The organism is Paenibacillus sp. N3/727, from assembly GCF_022637315.1.
In the GTDB taxonomy this organism is placed as follows: domain Bacteria; phylum Bacillota; class Bacilli; order Paenibacillales; family Paenibacillaceae; genus Paenibacillus_AQ; species Paenibacillus_AQ uliginis.
Genome location: NZ_CP093336.1, coordinates 82,501 through 101,948, shown reverse-complemented (window position 1 = coordinate 101,948; position 19,448 = coordinate 82,501). Strand labels below are relative to the sequence as shown.

19 protein-coding genes, 1 tRNA gene, 2 rRNA genes and 2 riboswitches (1 of these 24 running past the window's edge) are annotated in these 19,448 nt (G+C 46.0%); of the genes, 7 read left to right on the top strand and 15 right to left on the bottom strand.

Going from position 1 to position 19,448, the window contains the following annotated elements:
* The first annotated feature begins 14 nt into the window (after positions 1–14).
* Positions 15–153: riboswitch (cyclic di-AMP (ydaO/yuaA leader) on the top strand.
* Between the two features lie 3 nt (positions 154–156).
* From MNQ98_RS00495 to MNQ98_RS00480, 4 genes are all read left to right on the top strand, one after another.
* Entirely contained in the window at positions 157–630 is a 474-nt protein-coding gene (locus tag MNQ98_RS00495) for a C40 family peptidase (protein WP_241931425.1), read from the top strand.
* Between the two features lie 258 nt (positions 631–888).
* Positions 889–1,025: riboswitch (cyclic di-AMP (ydaO/yuaA leader) on the top strand.
* 1 nt (position 1,026) lies between these two features.
* Positions 1,027–1,494, top strand: a complete 468-nt coding sequence (locus tag MNQ98_RS00490) for a C40 family peptidase (RefSeq protein ID WP_241931424.1) — start codon at positions 1,027–1,029, stop codon at positions 1,492–1,494.
* 113 nt (positions 1,495–1,607) lie between these two features.
* Positions 1,608–2,132 (top strand): GNAT family N-acetyltransferase, encoded by a 525-nt coding sequence (locus MNQ98_RS00485; RefSeq protein ID WP_241933805.1) that lies wholly within the window; start codon positions 1,608–1,610, stop codon positions 2,130–2,132.
* 132 nt (positions 2,133–2,264) lie between these two features.
* Positions 2,265–2,621 (top strand): c-type cytochrome, encoded by a 357-nt coding sequence (locus MNQ98_RS00480; protein ID WP_241933804.1) that lies wholly within the window; start codon positions 2,265–2,267, stop codon positions 2,619–2,621.
* Between the two features lie 72 nt (positions 2,622–2,693).
* Here the strand turns inward: MNQ98_RS00480 and MNQ98_RS00475 are convergent, their stop codons facing one another.
* Positions 2,694–3,008, bottom strand: coding sequence for a 4a-hydroxytetrahydrobiopterin dehydratase (locus tag MNQ98_RS00475; protein ID WP_208916667.1), 315 nt, complete (start codon positions 3,006–3,008; stop codon positions 2,694–2,696).
* Between the two features lie 91 nt (positions 3,009–3,099).
* Positions 3,100–3,393: a hypothetical protein gene (locus MNQ98_RS00470; RefSeq protein ID WP_241931423.1), complete on the bottom strand. Its 294-nt coding sequence runs from the start codon at positions 3,391–3,393 to the stop codon at positions 3,100–3,102.
* A 192-nt stretch (positions 3,394–3,585) separates the two neighbouring features.
* Here MNQ98_RS00470 and motA point away from each other — a divergent pair, with 192 nt between their 5' ends.
* Both motA and motB read left to right on the top strand, forming a co-directional pair.
* Complete coding sequence (gene motA / locus MNQ98_RS00465) at positions 3,586–4,386, top strand: flagellar motor stator protein MotA (RefSeq protein WP_241931422.1); 801 nt, start codon at positions 3,586–3,588, stop codon at positions 4,384–4,386.
* Positions 4,370–5,197, top strand: coding sequence for a flagellar motor protein MotB (gene motB / locus MNQ98_RS00460; protein ID WP_241931421.1), 828 nt, complete (start codon positions 4,370–4,372; stop codon positions 5,195–5,197). The genes motA and motB overlap by 17 nt, the downstream gene beginning before the upstream one ends.
* A 51-nt stretch (positions 5,198–5,248) precedes the next feature.
* On the opposite strand, the gene rluF is transcribed toward motB, so the two are convergent.
* Complete coding sequence (rluF, locus tag MNQ98_RS00455) at positions 5,249–5,953, bottom strand: 23S rRNA pseudouridine(2604) synthase RluF (protein WP_241931420.1); 705 nt, start codon at positions 5,951–5,953, stop codon at positions 5,249–5,251.
* 36 nt (positions 5,954–5,989) lie between these two features.
* Complete coding sequence (locus MNQ98_RS00450; protein WP_241931419.1) at positions 5,990–8,281, bottom strand: PAS domain S-box protein; 2,292 nt, start codon at positions 8,279–8,281, stop codon at positions 5,990–5,992.
* 421 nt (positions 8,282–8,702) lie between these two features.
* Between MNQ98_RS00450 and tadA the strand changes: the two genes are divergently transcribed.
* Positions 8,703–9,137, top strand: coding sequence for a tRNA adenosine(34) deaminase TadA (gene tadA, locus MNQ98_RS00445; RefSeq protein ID WP_241933803.1), 435 nt, complete (start codon positions 8,703–8,705; stop codon positions 9,135–9,137).
* Between the two features lie 108 nt (positions 9,138–9,245).
* Here the strand turns inward: tadA and MNQ98_RS00440 are convergent, their stop codons facing one another.
* The 11 genes from MNQ98_RS00440 to MNQ98_RS00390 all read right to left on the bottom strand — a co-directional run.
* Complete coding sequence (locus MNQ98_RS00440) at positions 9,246–10,322, bottom strand: DUF6612 family protein (protein WP_241931418.1); 1,077 nt, start codon at positions 10,320–10,322, stop codon at positions 9,246–9,248.
* Positions 10,323–10,661: 339 nt separating this feature from the next.
* Positions 10,662–10,814: a small acid-soluble spore protein P gene (locus MNQ98_RS00435; protein ID WP_241931417.1), complete on the bottom strand. Its 153-nt coding sequence runs from the start codon at positions 10,812–10,814 to the stop codon at positions 10,662–10,664.
* 96 nt (positions 10,815–10,910) lie between these two features.
* Positions 10,911–11,252, bottom strand: coding sequence for a hypothetical protein (locus MNQ98_RS00430; RefSeq protein WP_208916679.1), 342 nt, complete (start codon positions 11,250–11,252; stop codon positions 10,911–10,913).
* A gap of 170 nt (positions 11,253–11,422) precedes the next feature.
* A tRNA-Ser gene (locus tag MNQ98_RS00425) sits at positions 11,423–11,511 on the bottom strand.
* 64 nt (positions 11,512–11,575) lie between these two features.
* Positions 11,576–12,856, bottom strand: a complete 1,281-nt coding sequence (gene serS / locus MNQ98_RS00420; RefSeq protein ID WP_241931416.1) for a serine--tRNA ligase — start codon at positions 12,854–12,856, stop codon at positions 11,576–11,578.
* A 140-nt stretch (positions 12,857–12,996) separates the two neighbouring features.
* Positions 12,997–13,581, bottom strand: coding sequence for a pyridoxal 5'-phosphate synthase glutaminase subunit PdxT (pdxT, locus tag MNQ98_RS00415; RefSeq protein ID WP_241931415.1), 585 nt, complete (start codon positions 13,579–13,581; stop codon positions 12,997–12,999).
* A 15-nt stretch (positions 13,582–13,596) separates the two neighbouring features.
* Positions 13,597–14,478: a pyridoxal 5'-phosphate synthase lyase subunit PdxS gene (gene pdxS, locus MNQ98_RS00410; RefSeq protein WP_208916682.1), complete on the bottom strand. Its 882-nt coding sequence runs from the start codon at positions 14,476–14,478 to the stop codon at positions 13,597–13,599.
* Between the two features lie 170 nt (positions 14,479–14,648).
* Entirely contained in the window at positions 14,649–16,055 is a 1,407-nt protein-coding gene (locus MNQ98_RS00405; protein ID WP_241931414.1) for a D-alanyl-D-alanine carboxypeptidase family protein, read from the bottom strand.
* Positions 16,056–16,302: 247 nt separating this feature from the next.
* Positions 16,303–17,760 carry an IMP dehydrogenase gene (gene guaB / locus MNQ98_RS00400; protein ID WP_241931413.1) on the bottom strand — a complete coding sequence of 486 codons (1,458 nt, stop codon included), beginning with the start codon at positions 17,758–17,760 and terminating at the stop codon, positions 16,303–16,305.
* 425 nt (positions 17,761–18,185) lie between these two features.
* Positions 18,186–18,302, bottom strand: a 5S ribosomal RNA gene (gene rrf / locus MNQ98_RS00395).
* A gap of 56 nt (positions 18,303–18,358) precedes the next feature.
* Positions 18,359–19,448, bottom strand: a 23S ribosomal RNA gene (locus MNQ98_RS00390) (it continues 1,839 nt past the right edge of the window).

The following is a 19,448-nucleotide window of genomic DNA, read 5'->3' as shown; positions in this document are numbered from 1 at the left end:
TATAATCTGTCTTATATCTTAAGAAGCCGAATTCCCGTTTCAACGGGAAGCGGGGGAACCGTCTTGGGTGAATTGATCTCGCAACAGAGGGGTCATAGGCTAACCTTCAGCCGAACCCTTAAGCTAACCTCGCAGGCATTGGAAGGAGCTTATCACTTGAAAAAGAAGCTAACAGCCGTTTCACTCGGTCTAGCTCTCGCCCTTACGTTAGGCACCGGAAGCGCTTTCGCGGATTCCAAGTTAAACAGCGCAATCAAACCCGTCATTGGCGTCTCCTATAAATCGGGCGGAACCACAGCCAAAGGATTCGATTGCTCTGGATTTACAAGTTATGTATTCAAGAAACTGGGGCTGACTTTGCCGCGTTCATCGGTATCCCAATATAAAGTTGGGACTGCAGTACCGAAGAGCCAACTGAAAGCCGGCGATCTTGTATTCTTTAACACCTCAGGCAGAGGCGTATCCCATGTAGGGATCTATATAGGCGGGGGCAAATTTGCACATTCCTCAAGTTCCCGCGGTGTCACCATCACCGCAATCAACTCGAGCTATTTTGGCAAGCGTTACATTGGCGCCAAACGAGTCATGAGCCCAAGCAAGTACAAATCCGCCGCCGTGAACTACAATTAATTTCATAACCAAAAGTTTACTTAAGCCCGAATGAGATTCACCACAATCTCCTTCGCGGCTTTTTCTTTATACTTTTATAACGGATGAAATAGGGAAAAAGTTTGCACCTTTACGAGAAAATTTTTGTGACAATAATTCGACACGAATAGCCATCTATTCTATTCAAAAGACAGCAAGAAACAATTGCCAAATGGACAGGCCCTCTGATAGAATATTCAATGTAATAACTTTGTCATTATTGTAAGGGCTTTTATATATAGAATGCATATGCCAAATTCCAGAACAATGGAAGCGGGGGATCCAACCACGGGTGAATTGATCTTGCTACTAAGGGATCATAGGGGACCTTCAACCGAACCCTACAGCTAACCTCGCAGGCAGCGGAAGGAGTTATTTATGCTTAAGAAGTTCAGTGCAACCGTGTTAGGCCTTTCGATGCTGTTCACGGCAGGCTTAGGCAGCGCTTTTGCCGATAGTAAGCTGGATCAAGAAATCGATAAGGTGCTAGGGACAAGATACAGCTATGGTGGCATGACAACAAGTGGTTTTGACTGCTCTGGATTTACAATGTACATATTCTCCGCAATGGGAATGAAGCTTCCCCATCAGTCGGGCTCCCAATTTGAGATGGGTACGGCCGTATCCCGCGAAGACCTTCGCCCGGGGGACCTCATATTTTTCAATACATCAGGTCAGGGCGTATCCCATGTAGGCATTTATATCGGCGATGATCAATTTGCCCATGCCTCCACTTCAAGAGGGGTCGTAACTAACCGACTGGGTGAAAGCTATTATGCGGAGCGTTATATTGGCGCCAAGCGAATTATGGATGATTCAGCATACGAAAACCACGCGTCTGAATAATTTGAAATCATTTATATCATACAAATATACCCGCGAAGAGAAGCATCCCTTCTTTTGGCGGGTGTTTTCTTCTTATTCCGTAAATCATGAAAGGAGAATGACAATTGCTTCCCATGGCACAGCGGTTTTATGCGGTTCCAATGGATTCGTATCAAGCGGCGGAGATTTGCAGCTGGACCTACCCATCTCCTTACAATATCTATGGCTGGCTCCCCTGGGAGCAAATGAAAGGACTTGGTATCGAGTTTGGCGATCCGGACATCCGCGAGCAGCAGTATGTATCCATTCTCGATGAAGAACAGCGGATGTGGGGATTCGCGCAGTTGTTCCCAATGGAAGGCGTAACGCGGATTGGTCTTGGTATGCGACCGGATTGGTGTGGACTCGGAATGGGTAAACAATTTGTGCAGTCTATTGTGGATGTGGCCAGGCAGCGGCGTCCTGAGGATGAGATTGACCTTGAGGTCTTAACTTGGAATGAACGTGCAATCCGCACATACTACAACGTCGGTTTTCATGTTACGGACACGTACGAACGGATGACTCCGACTGGCAAAGCTCTTTTTCATTGCATGGTTTATATGTCTTCGGACGATTCTGGAAATTCCATCCGAAACCGTTATGACTATGAAAAATAGCACAATTTTGTGTAATTTTAGTTAAAGAAAGCGTTGTTTTATTGCTTTTTTTGTCACAACTGCTATGATGTCTTTGTATGTTCGTTTATAATAGAATCAATTGCAGTATACATAAGAAGGGACGATATGACGATGCAAAAATGGATTATGAGCGGATTGTTCTTCGTCGCATGTGCGCTGGCCCTTGCGCTGATGTTTACGCTTCCAGGGAAAAAAGAAGTAGCTGAAGAAGCAAAACCAACAATGCCTGAGGTAACTTTGGACGCGGCTGCGGCTGAAGCTACGTTGAAAGCCAGCTGCATTACCTGTCATGGTGATCAGCTCCAGGGCGGAGCAGGACCAGCTCTCCAGCAAGTAGGCGGACATATGGACACTAATGCATTGTTTGGCGTGATCACGAAGGGCCGTAAAGGTATGCCTGCCTTTAAAGATCAACTTAAACCAGAGGAAATTGCCAATCTTGCACTTTATCTGTCTGAGAAAAAATAATAAGCAGAAAAACACGCTTGGACAGGAGCTCTCCCGTTCCAAGCGTGTTTTTTATATAAGCATCCGCTGCTGCTAATCCTGCTCCTTATTGTCCTTGGAGCGGCTTTTTTCGTATGCCTCATTAAACTGCTGTGCCTCTTTGATATCTACAGCCGTAATACCGCCTTCATCCCAAGAAGTCAGACGTAGCGTCACGGTTTTGTAATCGATTGTAATGTAGGGATGGTGACCGAATGCCTCCGAGATCGCAGCGACTTCATCCACAAAAGCAATCCCTTTCATAAACGCAGGAAAGGTATATTTACGGATAATCCACCGTCCCTGCTCCAATTCCCAGCCTTCAAGTCTTTCCAGATGTGTTTCAACTTCCTGCTGTGTATACAGCATTTTATCTTCCTCCCCAAAAAAACCTCTCCCACCAAGGCGGGACCAATTATTCATCTATTCTATTCCTCTGATCTTTGGTTCATTACCTTAGCTAGACGAGAGCTACAAACGCCAATTCTTCTTCCCCAATTAAAATATGTATCCGATGGTTTGTCTGATCGTGAATGACAACTCCACTGCCTACCGATATGACAGGCTCTGTGCCCAGTGCATAAAATAAATCCTCCGCCAGCGCCTCATGAACCTCATTTTTCTCCGTATCGTTAAGGTTGCTCCAATCCTCCGATTCCATTTCAAAAAACACGTAGCTGTCCGGAATACGTCCGACCGCTTCAGTCAAATCTGTCAAAATATCACCGTAATCACGCCCATGCTTAACACCCATCTCTCTCACTCCTTTCTGTCACTTCATACCTGCAAGTTTCCCTTGCTTCTATTATACCGGAAATTACAGCTAAAAAAAAAACACTAACCTGACGATAAATAGTGTAATGCGCTCATTTGCACAATGCTGTCTACCCAAAAGGACGGCAAAACGAATGGATTCGTTATTTATTTCTCATGGATGAGGTGTATTATGGAAATTTCAACGATTATAGGTTTAGTGCTCGGGTTTGTATCCGTACTGGTCGGAATGGTGTTAAAGCATGCACCACTTACCGCTTTAGTTAATCCTGCCGCCTTTGTCATTATTTTGGGCGGTACGGCAGCCACACTGTTTATAGGTTTTCCTTTGTCGGAGCTTAAGAAATTTCCTAAGCTTATCAAAATGATTTTCGTGAAGCAAAAGCTGATGAATAAAACAGATTTGATTACACTCTTTATGGAGTATGCCTCCATTACCCGCCGCGAGGGATTGCTCGCGCTCGAATCAAAAGTCGAGGAAATCAACGATACTTTTCTCCGCAACGGGATGCGCATGATCATTGACGGCAACGACCAGGAATTCGTGAGCGACGTTCTGATGGAGGATATTAACGCCACCGAGGAGCGGCACCGCTCCGGTGCACTCATCTTCTCTCAGGCCGGCATGTACGCACCATCTCTCGGGGTATTGGGTGCGGTTATCGGTTTGATCGCAGCCTTAGGCCAGATGAGCGATATGACAGAGCTTGCAAAAGCAATCGGTGCTGCCTTTATCGCAACGCTGCTTGGTATTTTCACCGGTTATGTCATCTGCCACCCCATCGCCAACAAACTGAAGCGCTTGTCTAAACGTGAAGTGGAGATCCGGCTGATGATGGTTGAAGGTCTTCTTTCCATTCAATCAGGTGTCTCAACTATTGCGATCAGTCAGAAGCTGTCCGTCTTCCTGACCCCTTCTGAGCGCCTTAAAATGAACCAAAGGGAGGCTGGTTCTAGTGAGCAAAAAGACTAGACACGAGCCCCACGAAGAGCATGCTGACGAGTCCTGGCTCCTTCCGTATGCAGATCTGCTTACCCTATTACTCGCGCTCTTCCTAGTTCTTTACGCAATGAGCGCGACGGACGCTAAAAAGTTTCAAGAAATGAGCGAAGCATTCAATATGGCCCTGACTGGCGGAACCGGGGTTCTTGATTACAGCAAGACCGAACCGAGCAATGATCCAGCTGATAAAGGTAATAACAAGGCAATGAACTCTATCCCAACCCCGAAATCTGATGATAAGAAACGCGAAAAACTTATGAAGCAGGAGCAGGAGGATTTGGAGAAGCTAAAGAAACAGCTGGATAGTTATATTAAAAACAATGGTTTAAGTACCGAATTAAACACAAAGCTGAATAATTCACAGTTGATGATCACCATCCGGGATAATGCGCTGTTTGCTCCAGGCGAGGCGGTTGTGAAGCCAGAGGCCAGCAAGCTGGCAAAAGAGATGTCGAACATGCTCCAGCAATTCCCGGACTTCGATATTATCGTATCTGGTCATACTGACGATGTCCCGATGAACACCAGCAAGTACCCATCCAACTGGGACTTGAGTTCTGACAGGGCGATGCAATTCATGAAGATCCTTCTGGAGAATCCGTCACTTGATCCGAAGCGGTTTATGTCAGTCGGTTACGGAGAGTATCACCCGATAGCGACCAACGAAACCGTCGAAGGCAAATCCAAAAACCGACGGGTAGAAGTATCTATTATTCGTAAATATTCGAGTCACAATACGTATACCAACGTGCCCAAATCAAAAGATGATTCATCTAATTAAAAAAACAACCGGTTCTCAGGCAGACGTACCCGAGAGCCGGTTGTTTGCTATTTAGGTCAGTGTATAGTTAAGAAGCTTACCGAGCTCCTGCTTTTCTTGATCTGAAAGATCACGCCATGACCCCGTCTTCTGACTGCCTAAACGGATATTCATAATCCGGATACGCTGCAACTTTCTCACCTCGTAACCAAAAGCGCTGCACATACGCCGGATTTGACGATTTTTCCCTTCGGTTAGAATGATACGAAACACTCGCTCCGACATCCGTGTGATGGTACAAGGAAGTGTCATCTCCCCAAGTATCTTCACCCCGCTCGACATGCCTCTGATAAAAGCCTCTGTCAGCGGACGATCTACAGTAACGATATATTCCTTCTCATGTCTGCCTTCAGAACGCAGTATTTTATTCACGATATCCCCGTCACTTGTAAGCAGAATCAAGCCTTCGGAATCCTTATCCAGCCTGCCAATCGGAAAGATCCGCTCGGTATGGCCTACAAAATCAACGATATTCCCCTTGATGTGGGACTCCGTAGTACTCGTAATGCCCACAGGCTTGTTCAGGGCGATATAAACATGCTTTGCCTTCTTCTCGCTTAGCTGTCGACCGTTCACTCGAACGTCATCGCCTTCCTCCGCCTGGCTACCCAGCACGGCCTTCACTCCGTTAATCGTGACCTGACCACTCTCCACAAGCTTGTCCGCTTCCCGGCGGGAACAGAAGCCTGTCTCACTGATGAATTTATTAATCCTCAAGGTGTCATCCTCTCCATCCATACTCAAATTTATGTGCTACGCCCGATCACCTTTAGCAGCAGCCGGCAACAGGATGGTTACCGCTGTGCCTACGCCCTCTTCACTTTCTATCTCCAGAACGCCTTGATGACCTTGTATAATTCGCTGACAGACCATAAGTCCAAGACCTGTACCCGTTTCTTTATTGGTAATGAATGGTTCTCCGACATGGGGCATCAGATCTTCAGAAATGCCCTCACCCTTATCGATAATTCGGACAGCCACCTGCTCTGAAGACGGTTTTGTCATCTCTATCGTAACATAACCGCCATCCGGCATAGCTTCTACCGCATTTTTAAGCACATTAATAAACACCTGCTTTAGCTGGTTCTCCTCACAGTGTACCAACGCCGGCTCGTTCATGTAGTTGTAACTAAACTCAATCCCATATAAACGGGCCTGACTACCCAGCAGTGAGATCACATCATTCATAATAACCTGTAGGTCCTTTTCCTGAAAGCAGACCGCCTGCGGCTTAGCCAATATGAGAAACTCACTTACAATCAGGTTAATCCGGTCCAGCTCGGACAACATCAAACTGATATGATCCGGATTAATTTTATGGGTTTGTTGTTGGAGCTGCATAAAACCGCGCAACGTAGTTAGCGGATTACGGATTTCATGAGCAACACCGGCAGCCAGCTGTCCGACTGTCGTCAGCTTCTCAGATCGCCGCAGCATTTCCTCCATCCGGTTACGTTCCGTGACATCCCGTGACACACTGACCATTGACGTAATATTTCCCGTCTCATCCTGTATCGGAGATGTGCTGATACTGACTTCAATCATACTGCCATCCTTACGCATCCGAACGGTTTCGACCGATCCAAGCCGCTCTCCAGCTCTAAGCCGTCTCCACCGCTCTCTCTCTTCATCTTCCATCTCAGCAGGTATCATTTCAAGTTTCCGGCCTATCACCTCATGGCTATTCCAGCCATATAACTGTTCAAACGCCTTGTTCACACTTGTGATTTTTCCGTACATGTCCGTCGTATGAATCGCATCCGCCGTCTGGTTGATAACAGATTCCAAATATTCCTTGACCGACTGATTTTCATCTACCATTTGTTTCAACTGACTTGTATAATTCCCCAGATTGCGGGTCATCGCATTAATTCGACCGGACAACTGCCCAAGTTCATCCCGGCTCGTTACTTCCAAACGCCGCTCAAAGTTTCCATCGGCAACCTCATTTACAGTACCCAGTATAGCTTGAATTGGCTTTGTAAAATAACCAGCCACAATATAGCTACCGAATATAACAATTTCCAGGAGAACAAGCGAGATCGCGACCAAGCTAATCATCTGCTCCCGCATCACAGAAGAGATGGCTTCATAGTCCATGACCACACTGATAACATAGGGAGCCTTTTTTTCGATTTGGATCGGGATAAAGCTTTTCATCACTTTCTTCCCATTCACCGTACTGACAAAAACTACATTCTCATCATTCGTCACCGATTGCTTAACTGCGGCCTGGTCTCCCTTTAAAGTGCCGTAGTCATATGTCCCAAATTTGATGGGGCGGTTGCCCAGTTTATAGTGAATTCTATCGGTTCCATCCTTCTCCATAAAAATATTACCGAAAGTATCCGGGTTGATGCCCGTTACCTCCAATATACGGGGGTTGGATTTAATGGTCTGCTCGATAACGACGCCCGGACTTGTTATTTTGAAAAAATCCTTGATGTCCGTACTACGGATATAGGGATCGACAATGTAATTGCGCTTTCCGTCATAATAATATCCCCATTTATCAATAAACTCCGGCATAGCCGTCGAAAATTCAAATGGCCCAGACCAAAAGTGCTTGTCAGTATGCCCTTCCTCGACCGAACGTACCTCCTTATACTTAAACAGCTCTTGAAAGGCTGTGAACCAGTAGCCCCATGTTCGGGTAGACATGCCCATTTGTTCAGTTTCGCTCGAACGGGCAACTACTATATCATCACTCGTCTCGACTAAAAGGGAAATATGGGTAACTCCGAGCTCTTCACTGAGTTTAACAAGATCTTCGTTGGTTATATTCGCAATGTCGGGATCCAGCATTTTAGCAGCATTTACTGATGCGACCCGAAGCAGGTCCCCAAATACTCCGTCTACATATCTGGAACTGTACTCCGTTTGCTCCACGGTAATTGCGATCTGGGTAGCAGCCATAACCATCTTAGTCTCACTGTCCTGCCTTAAATTCTCTTGTGTTGTATAAAAATTAAGCGCGATGTTAAGCAACAAGATAAAAAGCACAGATATGGACATGATCAATGATAATTTTGTCTTGATGGACAAAGTAATCTACACCTTTCGGCACTTCGTTGACAATAAACTAGTATAGCCTGTCATAATTTATGATAACGTGAGTCCGGTGGTTTGAAAAGAATTTTTGGCATACGTATCGGTGGTGTGAGTTAAAGGATATGGATTTATTGATCTTGAGAGGTTCTTTCTCTACAATAAAGAAGCAAAACATCTGTTTTTTTTACAGAAGTGTCCACAGATTGCTAACAAATACACATGTTTTCTGTGGATTATGTGCATAAGTTTGTGCATAACTTTTTATTTATCCACAAAAATGTCCACATCATGTTAACAAACGAATGAATGTTCGTTGTATAACAACTACTTTAGTCCCAGACCGAGAGGAGATATTGAATTGAATTTAAAATTTAATGATCCGCACACTGTGGATAATTATAATCATAACTATTGGATGCGTGAGGCCATTGCTGAAGCCCGAAAAGCGGAGGAGCTTGGTGAAGTCCCCATCGGCGCTGTGATTGTCCATGGTGACGAGATCATCGGCCGTGGTTATAACCTGCGCGAAACTACTTTTGATGCCACTGCACACGCAGAGATGGTTGCCATTCGCGATGCTAGCCGTCACCTTGGCGCGTGGCGGCTGCTTGATTGCCGTCTCTACGTTACCCTAGAGCCTTGTCCTATGTGTGCAGGGGCCATTGTCCAGTCCAGAGTACCCCAGCTTATTTACGGCACGTTAGACCCCAAGGCAGGCTGTGCCGGTACGCTCATGAACCTCCTTCAGGAATCGCGTTTCAACCATCGTACCGAAGTGATCGAAGGTGTACTGCAAGAAGAGTGTGCAGCCCTTCTAACTCAGTTCTTTCGGCGCCTGAGAGGTAAATGACTTTCAGCTTTCACAACATCTCCAAAAAATTTAAATAACCGTTACACAGCAACACAAAAACCCGGCCAGTTTTCTACGGCCGGGTTCTTGTTAAAGTGTAATTAGGAATTAATAAGCGCCCATGGATTCCTGAAACTGCTCCATGGTAATCACGTCAGCATCTTTAGGAATTCCGATTTTGAATGTTTGCTTTTCGTTGATTTTGCTGTATTGTGTGCTACCTTTAACAGCAAGCTTCACTGTATCCTTCGTTTCAGGATCGTTGAAGTCAACATTCATTACGAGATCCTGATAAACCGGGAAATCTTTCTTGTCAATTGCTGTGGTAATGTTAAAGGTGTTGATTTTCAGGTATTTCTGGAGTTCCTCCAGACCTTTCTTGAACTCACCTTGATCCACCGAGCTTACTTCTTTCTTCGCTTGCTCGATGTCTTCTTTGGTCAGGCTGAGCATTTCGCGGTACTCATCTTTGCCTGCGATATCCACAATCTTCGGAGCAGCCTTATTTACCAAAATATCCAATGCTTCTTTAACGTTCTCATTGGTAATGTAGAATTGTACAACTTGTTTCGCATCTACACCTTCTGGAAGCTTAGCATCCTTGGTTTCGATTTGCTTGAAGTATTTCGCTTGATCATATTCAGCGATCAAAGCGTTCATGACTTCGGTTGCGAATTTTTGGGACTTCTGAGCATCCAGACTTTCCGGATTGAATGTTTCCCCAGCCTGTTCAGCAAGTTCTTTCAAATCCATAACGAGATACTTACCTACAACATCCTCAGGGAATGGAAGCATCGGAATGCTTGGAATTTTCACATAGATCTTCTCTTTGGTCATGACCATATCAATGTTGAAAGTCATGGCCATATCGCCCTTCAGATTGATCCCCATTTGCATTTCAGTTTGTTGAGGCTCTGCTTGGTGGATACCAGTCAATGTCAACTCAGCGTTCTTCAACATAGTAAGAGCTTGGTCAACGTTAGGATTACCTTCGGTAGCTGCCACCTTCATTTGCAGATCTTCGATAACGAAGCTGCTCTTCATCTCGTAAGACGTCATCTGCATAGCGTTAGCAGCAGCAGTATTCATTGCCTCTTTAGGTTCTAGCTTCTTCGCACAGCCTGATAGCACAACTGTCAAAGTTAACAGCAGTGACAGCATCACCACTCCAAACTTTTTATTCATTACTCTTTCTCTCCCCTCATAACCATAAAAAATAACAAGACCTCTTAATCATAAACCATTTCGACAAAATGAGAAACACTTTATGGAATATTTTCAAAATATTTTTCCAATCATTTTCCTTGCTTCAAAATGGAAGATGAAATAAGATAATATGTTGCGAATATTCACTCATTCATCAAAAGTTGGGGCCCCGATGAAGCTTACATGTTCTATATACGGAAAATTCAGGAATAGGTTTCATCCCCTTTCATGAAAACTTTTGAAATATGTTAGAACAACAGCAAAAGGCCCCTGTCCTTACGACAGAAGCCTCTGAATACATGATAAAAATGAATAACACTACCCCTCTGGGTTATAATGCCCGGATTGTTTGTGAATTTTGGCTCGGTGTGATCCGGTCATCGGTTCCTGCACTCCACCTTCTCCATTATCTTTACGTCTTCTTTGCGGCTTTTGAGCCTCCGGCACCGGTATGGACTTTGGTTTACTCATAGCTTCTAACCCTCCGTTTCATGCGGAATCCATTGCTCTACAGCTCTTCTTATCTCTTACTGTGGAAGTTCATCGAAGACTGTAGCCGTAAACTGTCTAAGGGTTCGTTATTTGTTGAAGCGCCTGAGCACACTCATGAATATGACGGGTATAATCTCCTGCCATTCCCTGAATGTTCTCATTGCGCTCATCAATAACAACGCCTGCCCGCTCCACATCGACCAGCTTAACCTCAACTTCTCTGGAATCCACATAGCGGCATTCAAAATCGAAGGAATAATCCTGCCTTCCAGCCGCATCAATGTGAATCCGAACAGCATGAGGGTTCGCCATGTCGGCAGCCACTTCAGCATGATCGCCAGGCTTCAGTACCGTGGGCAGTCTTTCTTGCCACGCATTCACCAACGCTGTCTGATCAACATTTAGCTCTGAGTTCATCTATCACACCTCCCCTTGTCTTTAAATTGCGGAGATGCGTTTCTTTTTATACTTTACAAAAAATAAGAAAAACGGCTAAAGCTGTACCGTATCTGTAAATATGAAAGGAGCCATTTGAAAAAACAAAAAAAACCGTTTCCTGATCAGGAAACGGTTATTGTGTATATGTATGGCGGAGAGGATGGGATTCGAACCCATGTGAGCTTGCACTCTAACGGTTTTCAAGACCGCCCCGTTATGACCGCTTCGGTACCTCTCCAAGTGATAAAATGATTAATCACGTGCATTAATTATTTTACCACAAACAATATTATTACTGCAAGCTATTTCTTTGGTTCAATAACACTTACATTTCTCATGTATGGGCGCAGCACTTCTGGAATGATAACACTGCCGTCAGCTTGTTGATAATTTTCCAGAATGGCAGCTACTGTTCTACCCACAGCGAGTCCAGATCCGTTCAACGTGTGTACAAACTCTGGTTTCGATTTCGGTTCCGGACGGAAACGGATATTGGCACGGCGAGCTTGGAAATCGCCTATATTCGAACATGAGGAAATTTCACGATATACACCGCTCTCCGGAAGCCATACCTCCAGGTCGTATGTTTTCATGGAGCCAAAGCCCATATCCCCTGTACACAATACAAGCACACGGTATGGGAGATTCAGCAGCTGAAGAACGCGCTCCGCATCAGTTGTCATTTGCTCCAGCTCATCAAAGGATGAGTCCGGATCCACAATCTTCACCATCTCCACTTTGTTGAACTGGTGCTGACGAATAAGGCCGCGTGTATCGCGTCCTGCCGCCCCAGCCTCTGAACGGAAGCAAGAGCTGTAAGCTACATATCTTTTGGGGAGATCCTCTGTGTTCAAAATCTCCTCGCGGTGATAGTTCGTTACAGGAACCTCTGCCGTCGGAATGAGATAATAATCAGAGTCATCCAGCTTAAAGAGATCCTCTTCAAATTTAGGAAGCTGACCTGTACCGTAGAGGCTGTCCCGGTTGACGATATATGGAGGCAGCATCTCTTCATAACCGTGCTCACTATGAAGATCCATCATGAAGTTGATCAATGCACGTTCCAAGCGAGCACCTAGGCCCTTATAGAACGTAAAGCGTGATCCCGTTACCTTAGCACCAGCTTCAAAATCGAGAATGTCGAGAGACTGAGCGAGATCCCAGTGTGCTTTCGGCTCAAAATCAAAATTTCTAGGCTCGGACCAGCGGCGAAGCTCTACATTTTCTTCCTCCGATGCTCCTACAGGCACACTTTCGTGAGGAATATTAGGAATCGCCGAACTGAGCTCGGAAATTTGGCTTTCCAGCTCGCGTACTTCTTCATCCATACCTTTAATCCGGTCTGAAACTTCACGCATTTCCAGAATCAGATCATCCGCATTCTCACGATTTTTTTTCAGCTTAGCTACTTCGGCCGACACGGTATTGCGCCGGTTCTTCAGACTTTCGCTCTCCTGCAACAGCTCACGGCGGCGTGCGTCAAGCTTTGGGAAATCCGCAATCAAATCAAGTGATTTGCCGCGGTTTTTCAGCGCTTCTTCCACACGGCTGTAATCACTGCGCAATATTTTCACGTCTAACACAGGAAACCCTCCTAAGTAAAACATCCATCGGTGTAACGAATTATTATTACTTCATTCTATATATTTTATTGAAAAATCAAGAAAAAAACAAACTTGACCCTTAAAAAAGAGTCAAGATGCTTTTTCAATAACCGAATTTACTATTTTGGCGACAAGGCAGCATCCTTCACCATGTCTACAAAATACTGATGAAGACGGTAATCATCCGTCAATTCCGGATGATAAGAAGCCGCGAGTAAGGCCCCCTGCCGAGCGGTCACGATCTCATCGTTAAAGGCGGAGAGTATATCCACACCTTCTCCAACTTCCACAATCAGTGGAGCACGGATAAATACGGCGCGAACAGGTTCCTCTATTCCTTTTACTGCAAGTTCGGTCTCAAAGCTCTCCCGTTGGCGTCCAAAGGCGTTCCGGGCAACTTTGATATCCATCAGCCCCAAATGTGCCTCTTCGCCGTTGTCGATCTCTTTAGCTAGCACGATTAGACCGGCACATGTGCCGAATAAAGGTTTACCCTTCGCCGAGAATTGACGTATCGCTTCGATAAACCCATACTTACGCATCAGTTTACCGATCGTCGTGCTTTCGCCACCTGGTATAATCAGACCGTCAATCGTCTCCAGCTGCTCGATTCGTTTGATCGGAACGCCCTCCGCGCCAGCCTTAGTAATACTGCGCATGTGTTCAGCAACTGCCCCCTGAAGTGCAAGTACTCCAATTCTCATGCTGATCCTTCTCTCTTACCAGCCGCGGTCCGACATACGTTCGGATGGGGACAGCTTGGAAATTTCGATACCTTTCATCGGTGCACCCAAGTTCTTGGATACTTCGGCAATCAATTTATAATCATCAAAGTGGGTCGTAGCTTCCACGATCGCGCGAGCGAATTTTTCGGGGTTATCCGATTTGAAAATACCAGATCCCACAAATACTCCATCTGCACCCAAATGCATCATAAGTGCGGCATCCGCAGGAGTTGCAACTCCGCCTGCAGCGAAGTTAACGACTGGAAGTTTACCATTCTCCTGAACACCTCTCAGCAGATCGTAGGATACACCCAGGTTTTTAGCTTCAGCGTACAGCTCGTCCTTGGACATGTTCTGTACCTTGCGGATTTGGCTATTGATGAAACGCATATGGCGTACAGCTTCAACGATATTGCCTGTTCCTGGCTCGCCTTTTGTGCGGATCATAGATGCGCCTTCCCCTATCCGGCGGAGCGCTTCACCCAGATCTTTAGCGCCGCAGACAAAAGGTACAGTGAAATCCCACTTGTCGATATGGAATACTTCATCAGCCGGTGTCAAAACTTCACTCTCATCAAGGTAGTCTACACCTAACGATTCCAGAACTTTTGCTTCTACATAATGGCCGATACGAGCCTTAGCCATGACCGGAATAGATACAACCTTCATTACTTCTTCAACGATGGTAGGATCAGCCATACGGGCAACTCCCCCAGCCGCGCGAATATCAGAAGGCACGCGCTCCAGCGCCATAACTGCTGTAGCTCCAGCCGCTTCAGCGATTTTTGCTTGTTCCGCATTCATGACGTCCATGATGACGCCGCCTTTTTGCATTTCTGCCATACCTCTTTTTACAGTTGCTGTTCCCGTTTCCATGTCCCTAGCCTCCCGAAATAGTCACTTATCTTGTTTTTCATTAAATCTATAATCTAACTTGTAATTCTACTCCACGGGTAACAAATAGGCAACCCATTTACTCGGAATTTAAGAAGAAATGACTTCATCGCCCTTTTCAAAGGGCGACGGCTTTTCTGCGAGAAATATATTTAGAAAAGATTTTTAATCGATTCGAACAGGTCCGCAAAGAACTGCTGAATGGCTCGCAAAAAGAGCTTAAACCAGCCTGCTTTTTCGGTATCCTCATACGTTACGAGATCCACGGTTCCCTTTTGGACATTTTTCATGCCCTCAATCTTATAAGTGTAAGTAACTGTTCCTGCTTTGGTGCCCTTTTTGACAGGGGCTGTCAGGTTCTCATTGTCGATCTTACCTTCAAACGTAACACTGCTTCCGTCAGAGCCCTTTGGTACCATAAAGCTGAGTGGTTTGTTGGTAACGAGCTTAACCTCTGTTTCTTTACCTTTTTTTACGTCAACCGTTTCAAATCCTTCAACAACTGTATTTCCATCAATAATCTGCTTGACTTCAAAGTTATTAAAGCCGTAGTCGAGTAATTTGCGTGTTTCGGTAAAGCGTGAAGCTTTGGTCTCGGCTCCCATCACGACACTGATCAGACGCATACCGTCACGCTCAGCGGTTCCTGCAAAAGTGTTCTTTGCTTCTTCGGTGAAGCCTGTTTTCATGCCGTCCAGCCCCTCATAGGCAAAAGAGCGGAAGTTGGGCACATTTTTATTCGCTTCCAGCATCCAATTCAGATTTATGATTGGATCCTTATCGCGTTCACGGAACTTAAACGATTGAATCGTTGTATATTTCGAAAATTCAGGATGTTCTTCCACGATGAACTTGACCAACTTTGCCGTGTCCATAGCAGACATCACTGTTTCATCTTCACCTTCCGGACGATATTTCTCAGGCATGTCGGCACGGCTCAGACCAGTAGCATTGATAAAATGAGCTGTTTTCATACCCATGCGTTTCGCGTTTTCATTCATTAATTTAACGAATTCCTGCTCAGAGCCCGCAATATGTTCAGCCAGCGCAACGGCTGCATCATTCGCTGAGCCTACGGCCATAGCAATGTACAGCTCTTCCACCGTATGCTGGTCATTCACAGCCAGAAATATACGAGAACCACCGCTCTTAGCCGCATTCTCTTTTACGGTCACGACGGTGTCCCAACTTAGATTACCCTGCTTTATTTCATGCTGCACAATATATTCCGTCATCATTTTTGTCATACTGGCAGGCGGGAGTGCGTTATCAGCATTTAACGATAGAAGCACCTGTCCCGTCGTAGGCTCCATCAGCACAGCCGATCTTACTTGCAGTCCAAGTGTATCAATGGAAGGAACTTTATCTGCTTTTACTGTTTTGGTCGCTTTCGCCTCTGTTGTCGTAGTTTCCTTCTTCTCGGCGGTAGCCACCGTGACCGGTTCGGCAAGCGCCAGAGTAGGAATGGCGGAAAGACATAGTATATTCATAAGCATCACCGATGCTATAGTTCGTTGTACGATAGGACGTTTATTTTTCCTTACAGTCTTAGATTTCAAATGATATAACTCCCCTCTTAACTCAATAAATCGTTTGCTTGTTCTATTCTATCACAGGGGGGTTATCAAAAAAAGGACAAGCCGGATACATTTCAACCGGCTTGTCCTTCTTAACGATCGGCGTTTAGGCTATCGCACTCTAATGGTTTATTCAAAAGATACTTGTATGTCCCTCATGCATTCACATAACAACCGATATTATTCATTATTTAGGTCATCTTGGGAACAGAAATGAAGCATCTTTATTTTATAACGAGTAGTTTGGTGCTTCCTTCGTGATTTGAATATCATGCGGATGGCTTTCACGAAGACCGGCGCCCGTTATCCGGATGAACTGTGTATCATTGGTCAGCTGCTCCAGGCTTTCTGTTCCACAGTAGCCCATACCGGAACGCAAGCCTCCAATCAGTTGATGAATCGTGTCGGCCAAAGGCCCTTTGTAAGCAACACGGCCCTCAATTCCTTCCGGAACGAGCTTCTTGTCATCATCCTGGAAGTAGCGGTCTTTGCTGCCTTGTTTCATCGCAGCGAGGGAGCCCATGCCGCGGTAAGCCTTAAAGCGTCGTCCTTGATAGATCTCGGCTTCACCAGGACTTTCCTCGGTTCCTGCAAACATACTACCGAGCATAACGGCACTAGCGCCTGCCGCAATAGCCTTGGTGATTTCTCCAGAGTATTTGATACCGCCATCTGCGATAATAGGAATGTTATATTTTCTTGCAACCGCTGCACAATCGTAAATCGCTGTAATTTGCGGTACACCGATACCAGCAATAACACGAGTTGTACAAATAGATCCTGGCCCGATACCCACCTTAACGACAGAAGCACCGGCTTCAATCAGCTCTCTGGTAGCTTCGCCTGTTGCTACGTTTCCAGCTACAATGGTCAGCTGCGGATACAGCTCACGCAGTTTGCGTACAGCTTCGATAATATTGATATGGTGTCCGTGTGCGGAATCAACCGTAATCAGATCCACACCGGCTTTAACCAACGCTTCAGCACGATCAAATGTGTCTTTTGAGATACCGATGGCTGCGCCGACAAGCAATCGTCCTTGAGCGTCTTTGGCTGCATTCGGGAATTGAATTGCTTTTTCAATATCTTTAATGGTAATAAGTCCTTTAAGAACATTATTATCGTCCACAAGCGGAAGCTTTTCAATTTTATGTTTCTGCAAAATGGTCTCAGCATCTTCAAGTGTTGTTCCCACGGGTGCTGTTACCAGGTTCTCGCTGGTCATTACTTCGCTGATCGCAATGCTGTAGTCATGTACAAAGCGAAGATCGCGATTGGTCAAAATACCGATCAGTTTGTTATCCTCGTCCACAATTGGAACACCAGATATGCGGAATTTGGACATTACGTTCTCCGCATCGGATACCAAATGATCCGCTCTCAGGGAGAACGGATTGGTGATTACGCCACTTTCAGAGCGCTTAACCCGATCTACTTCCTCAGCTTGTTGTTCTACGCTCATATTTTTATGAATAATGCCGATTCCACCTTCTCTGGCAATAGCGATTGCCAAAGGAGCTTCTGTAACTGTATCCATTCCTGCACTCATTAATGGAATGTTCAGCTTCACCTGCTCACTCAATCTCGTCGATACATCCACTTCCTTGGGCAGTACCACTGATTTTCTAGGAACCAACAATACATCGTCAAAAGTAAAGCCTTCCTTGCTAAACTTATCTTCCCACACCTGGGTTATTCCTCCTTTTTGTCGTCTTCCGGCGGACTTCAAAATCCTGTCAGAACTGGGCCGGACGGCATTTTCATGATTATTTTCAAAAATATATTATTGCCATCTTAGCAAAGGCCCTATAGGCTGTCAAGAAAAGAATAGGTCCTTTACATGGCCTCATAAAACGATCTCGCCCAAGAGAATCTGTCTCCTGTGAATGGACATATAACTTATATTTCCCCAAATAAAGTGAAAACATCCATTAATACTTACTGAAGTGCTTCCTGAAATAAACATACGCGAAACGTCTATCGACGTACCTCAATGAAGACAGGCCGCATTTAACAGTTGTTTTTCTTGCGAGATAAAGATGCAGTTTACTCCGATGTTTATACTAAAAAAAACCACTATCGATTGCTCGATAGTGGTTTCTTCGGTTGTTCGCTTGGCGACGTCCTACTCTCCCGGGACCCTTCGGTCCAAGTACCATCGGCGCTGGAAGGCTTAACGGTCGTGTTCGGGATGGGTACGCGTGGAACCCTTCCGCTATCGCCACCAAACGGATCAAGTGTTTGATCACTTGAAAACTAGATACGAAACGTGATTTGCGAATATTTAGGATAAGCCCTCGACCGATTAGTATTGGTCAGCTCCATGCATTGCTGCACTTCCACCTCCAACCTATCTACCTCGTCGTCTTCAAGGGGTCTTACTAGTTGGGAAATCTCATCTTGAGGGGGGCTTCACGCTTAGATGCTTTCAGCGCTTATCCCTTCCGTACGTAGCTACCCAGCCATGCTCCTGGCGGAACAACTGGTGCACCAGCGGTACGTCCATCCCGGTCCTCTCGTACTAAGGACAGCTCCTCTCAAATTTCCTGCGCCCACGACAGATAGGGACCGAACTGTCTCACGACGTTCTGAACCCAGCTCGCGTACCGCTTTAATGGGCGAACAGCCCAACCCTTGGGACCTACTTCAGCCCCAGGATGCGATGAGCCGACATCGAGGTGCCAAACCTCCCCGTCGATGTGGACTCTTGGGGGAGATAAGCCTGTTATCCCCAGGGTAGCTTTTATCCGTTGAGCGATGGCCCTTCCATGCGGTACCACCGGATCACTAAGCCCGACTTTCGTCCCTGCTCGACTTGTAGGTCTCGCAGTCAAGCTCCCTTATGCCTTTGCACTCTTCGAATGATTTCCAACCATTCTGAGGGAACCTTGGGGCGCCTCCGTTACTCTTTAGGAGGCGACCGCCCCAGTCAAACTGCCCACCAGACACTGTCCCCGCACCGGTTCACGGTACTAGGTTAGAACCTAGATACGATCAGGGTGGTATCCCAACGGCGCCTCCACAGAAGCTTGCGCTCCTGTTTCTTAGGCTCCCACCTATCCTGTACAGATCGTACCCAAATCCAATATCAAGCTGCAGTAAAGCTCCATGGGGTCTTTCCGTCTTGTCGCGGGTAACCTGCATCTTCACAGGTATTAAAATTTCACCGGATCTCTCGTTGAGACAGCGCCCAAATCGTTACGCCATTCGTGCGGGTCAGAATTTACCTGACAAGGAATTTCGCTACCTTAGGACCGTTATAGTTACGGCCGCCGTTTACTGGGGCTTCGGTTCATAGCTTCGGGTTACCCCTAACCACTCCCCTTAACCTTCCAGCACCGGGCAGGCGTCAGCCCGTATACTTCGCCTTACGGC

What these genes read in the sequence shown, in the direction of transcription:
- MNQ98_RS00490 (WP_241931424.1), top strand. Translation starts at nt 1,027, where the DNA reads ATGCTTAAGAAGTTCAGTGCAACCGTGTTAGGCCTTTCGATGCTGTTC.
- MNQ98_RS00485 (WP_241933805.1), top strand. Translation starts at nt 1,608, where the DNA reads ATGGCACAGCGGTTTTATGCGGTTCCAATGGATTCGTATCAAGCGGCG.
- MNQ98_RS00480 (WP_241933804.1), top strand. Translation starts at nt 2,265, where the DNA reads ATGCAAAAATGGATTATGAGCGGATTGTTCTTCGTCGCATGTGCGCTG.
- MNQ98_RS00475 (WP_208916667.1), bottom strand. Translation starts at nt 3,008, where the DNA reads ATGCTGTATACACAGCAGGAAGTTGAAACACATCTGGAAAGACTTGAA.
- MNQ98_RS00470 (WP_241931423.1), bottom strand. Translation starts at nt 3,393, where the DNA reads ATGGGTGTTAAGCATGGGCGTGATTACGGTGATATTTTGACAGATTTG.
- motA (WP_241931422.1), top strand. Translation starts at nt 3,586, where the DNA reads ATGGAAATTTCAACGATTATAGGTTTAGTGCTCGGGTTTGTATCCGTA.
- tadA (WP_241933803.1), top strand. Translation starts at nt 8,703, where the DNA reads ATGCGTGAGGCCATTGCTGAAGCCCGAAAAGCGGAGGAGCTTGGTGAA.
- MNQ98_RS00440 (WP_241931418.1), bottom strand. Translation starts at nt 10,322, where the DNA reads ATGAATAAAAAGTTTGGAGTGGTGATGCTGTCACTGCTGTTAACTTTG.
- MNQ98_RS00435 (WP_241931417.1), bottom strand. Translation starts at nt 10,814, where the DNA reads ATGAGTAAACCAAAGTCCATACCGGTGCCGGAGGCTCAAAAGCCGCAA.
- MNQ98_RS00430 (WP_208916679.1), bottom strand. Translation starts at nt 11,252, where the DNA reads ATGAACTCAGAGCTAAATGTTGATCAGACAGCGTTGGTGAATGCGTGG.
- pdxT (WP_241931415.1), bottom strand. Translation starts at nt 13,581, where the DNA reads ATGAGAATTGGAGTACTTGCACTTCAGGGGGCAGTTGCTGAACACATG.
- pdxS (WP_208916682.1), bottom strand. Translation starts at nt 14,478, where the DNA reads ATGGAAACGGGAACAGCAACTGTAAAAAGAGGTATGGCAGAAATGCAA.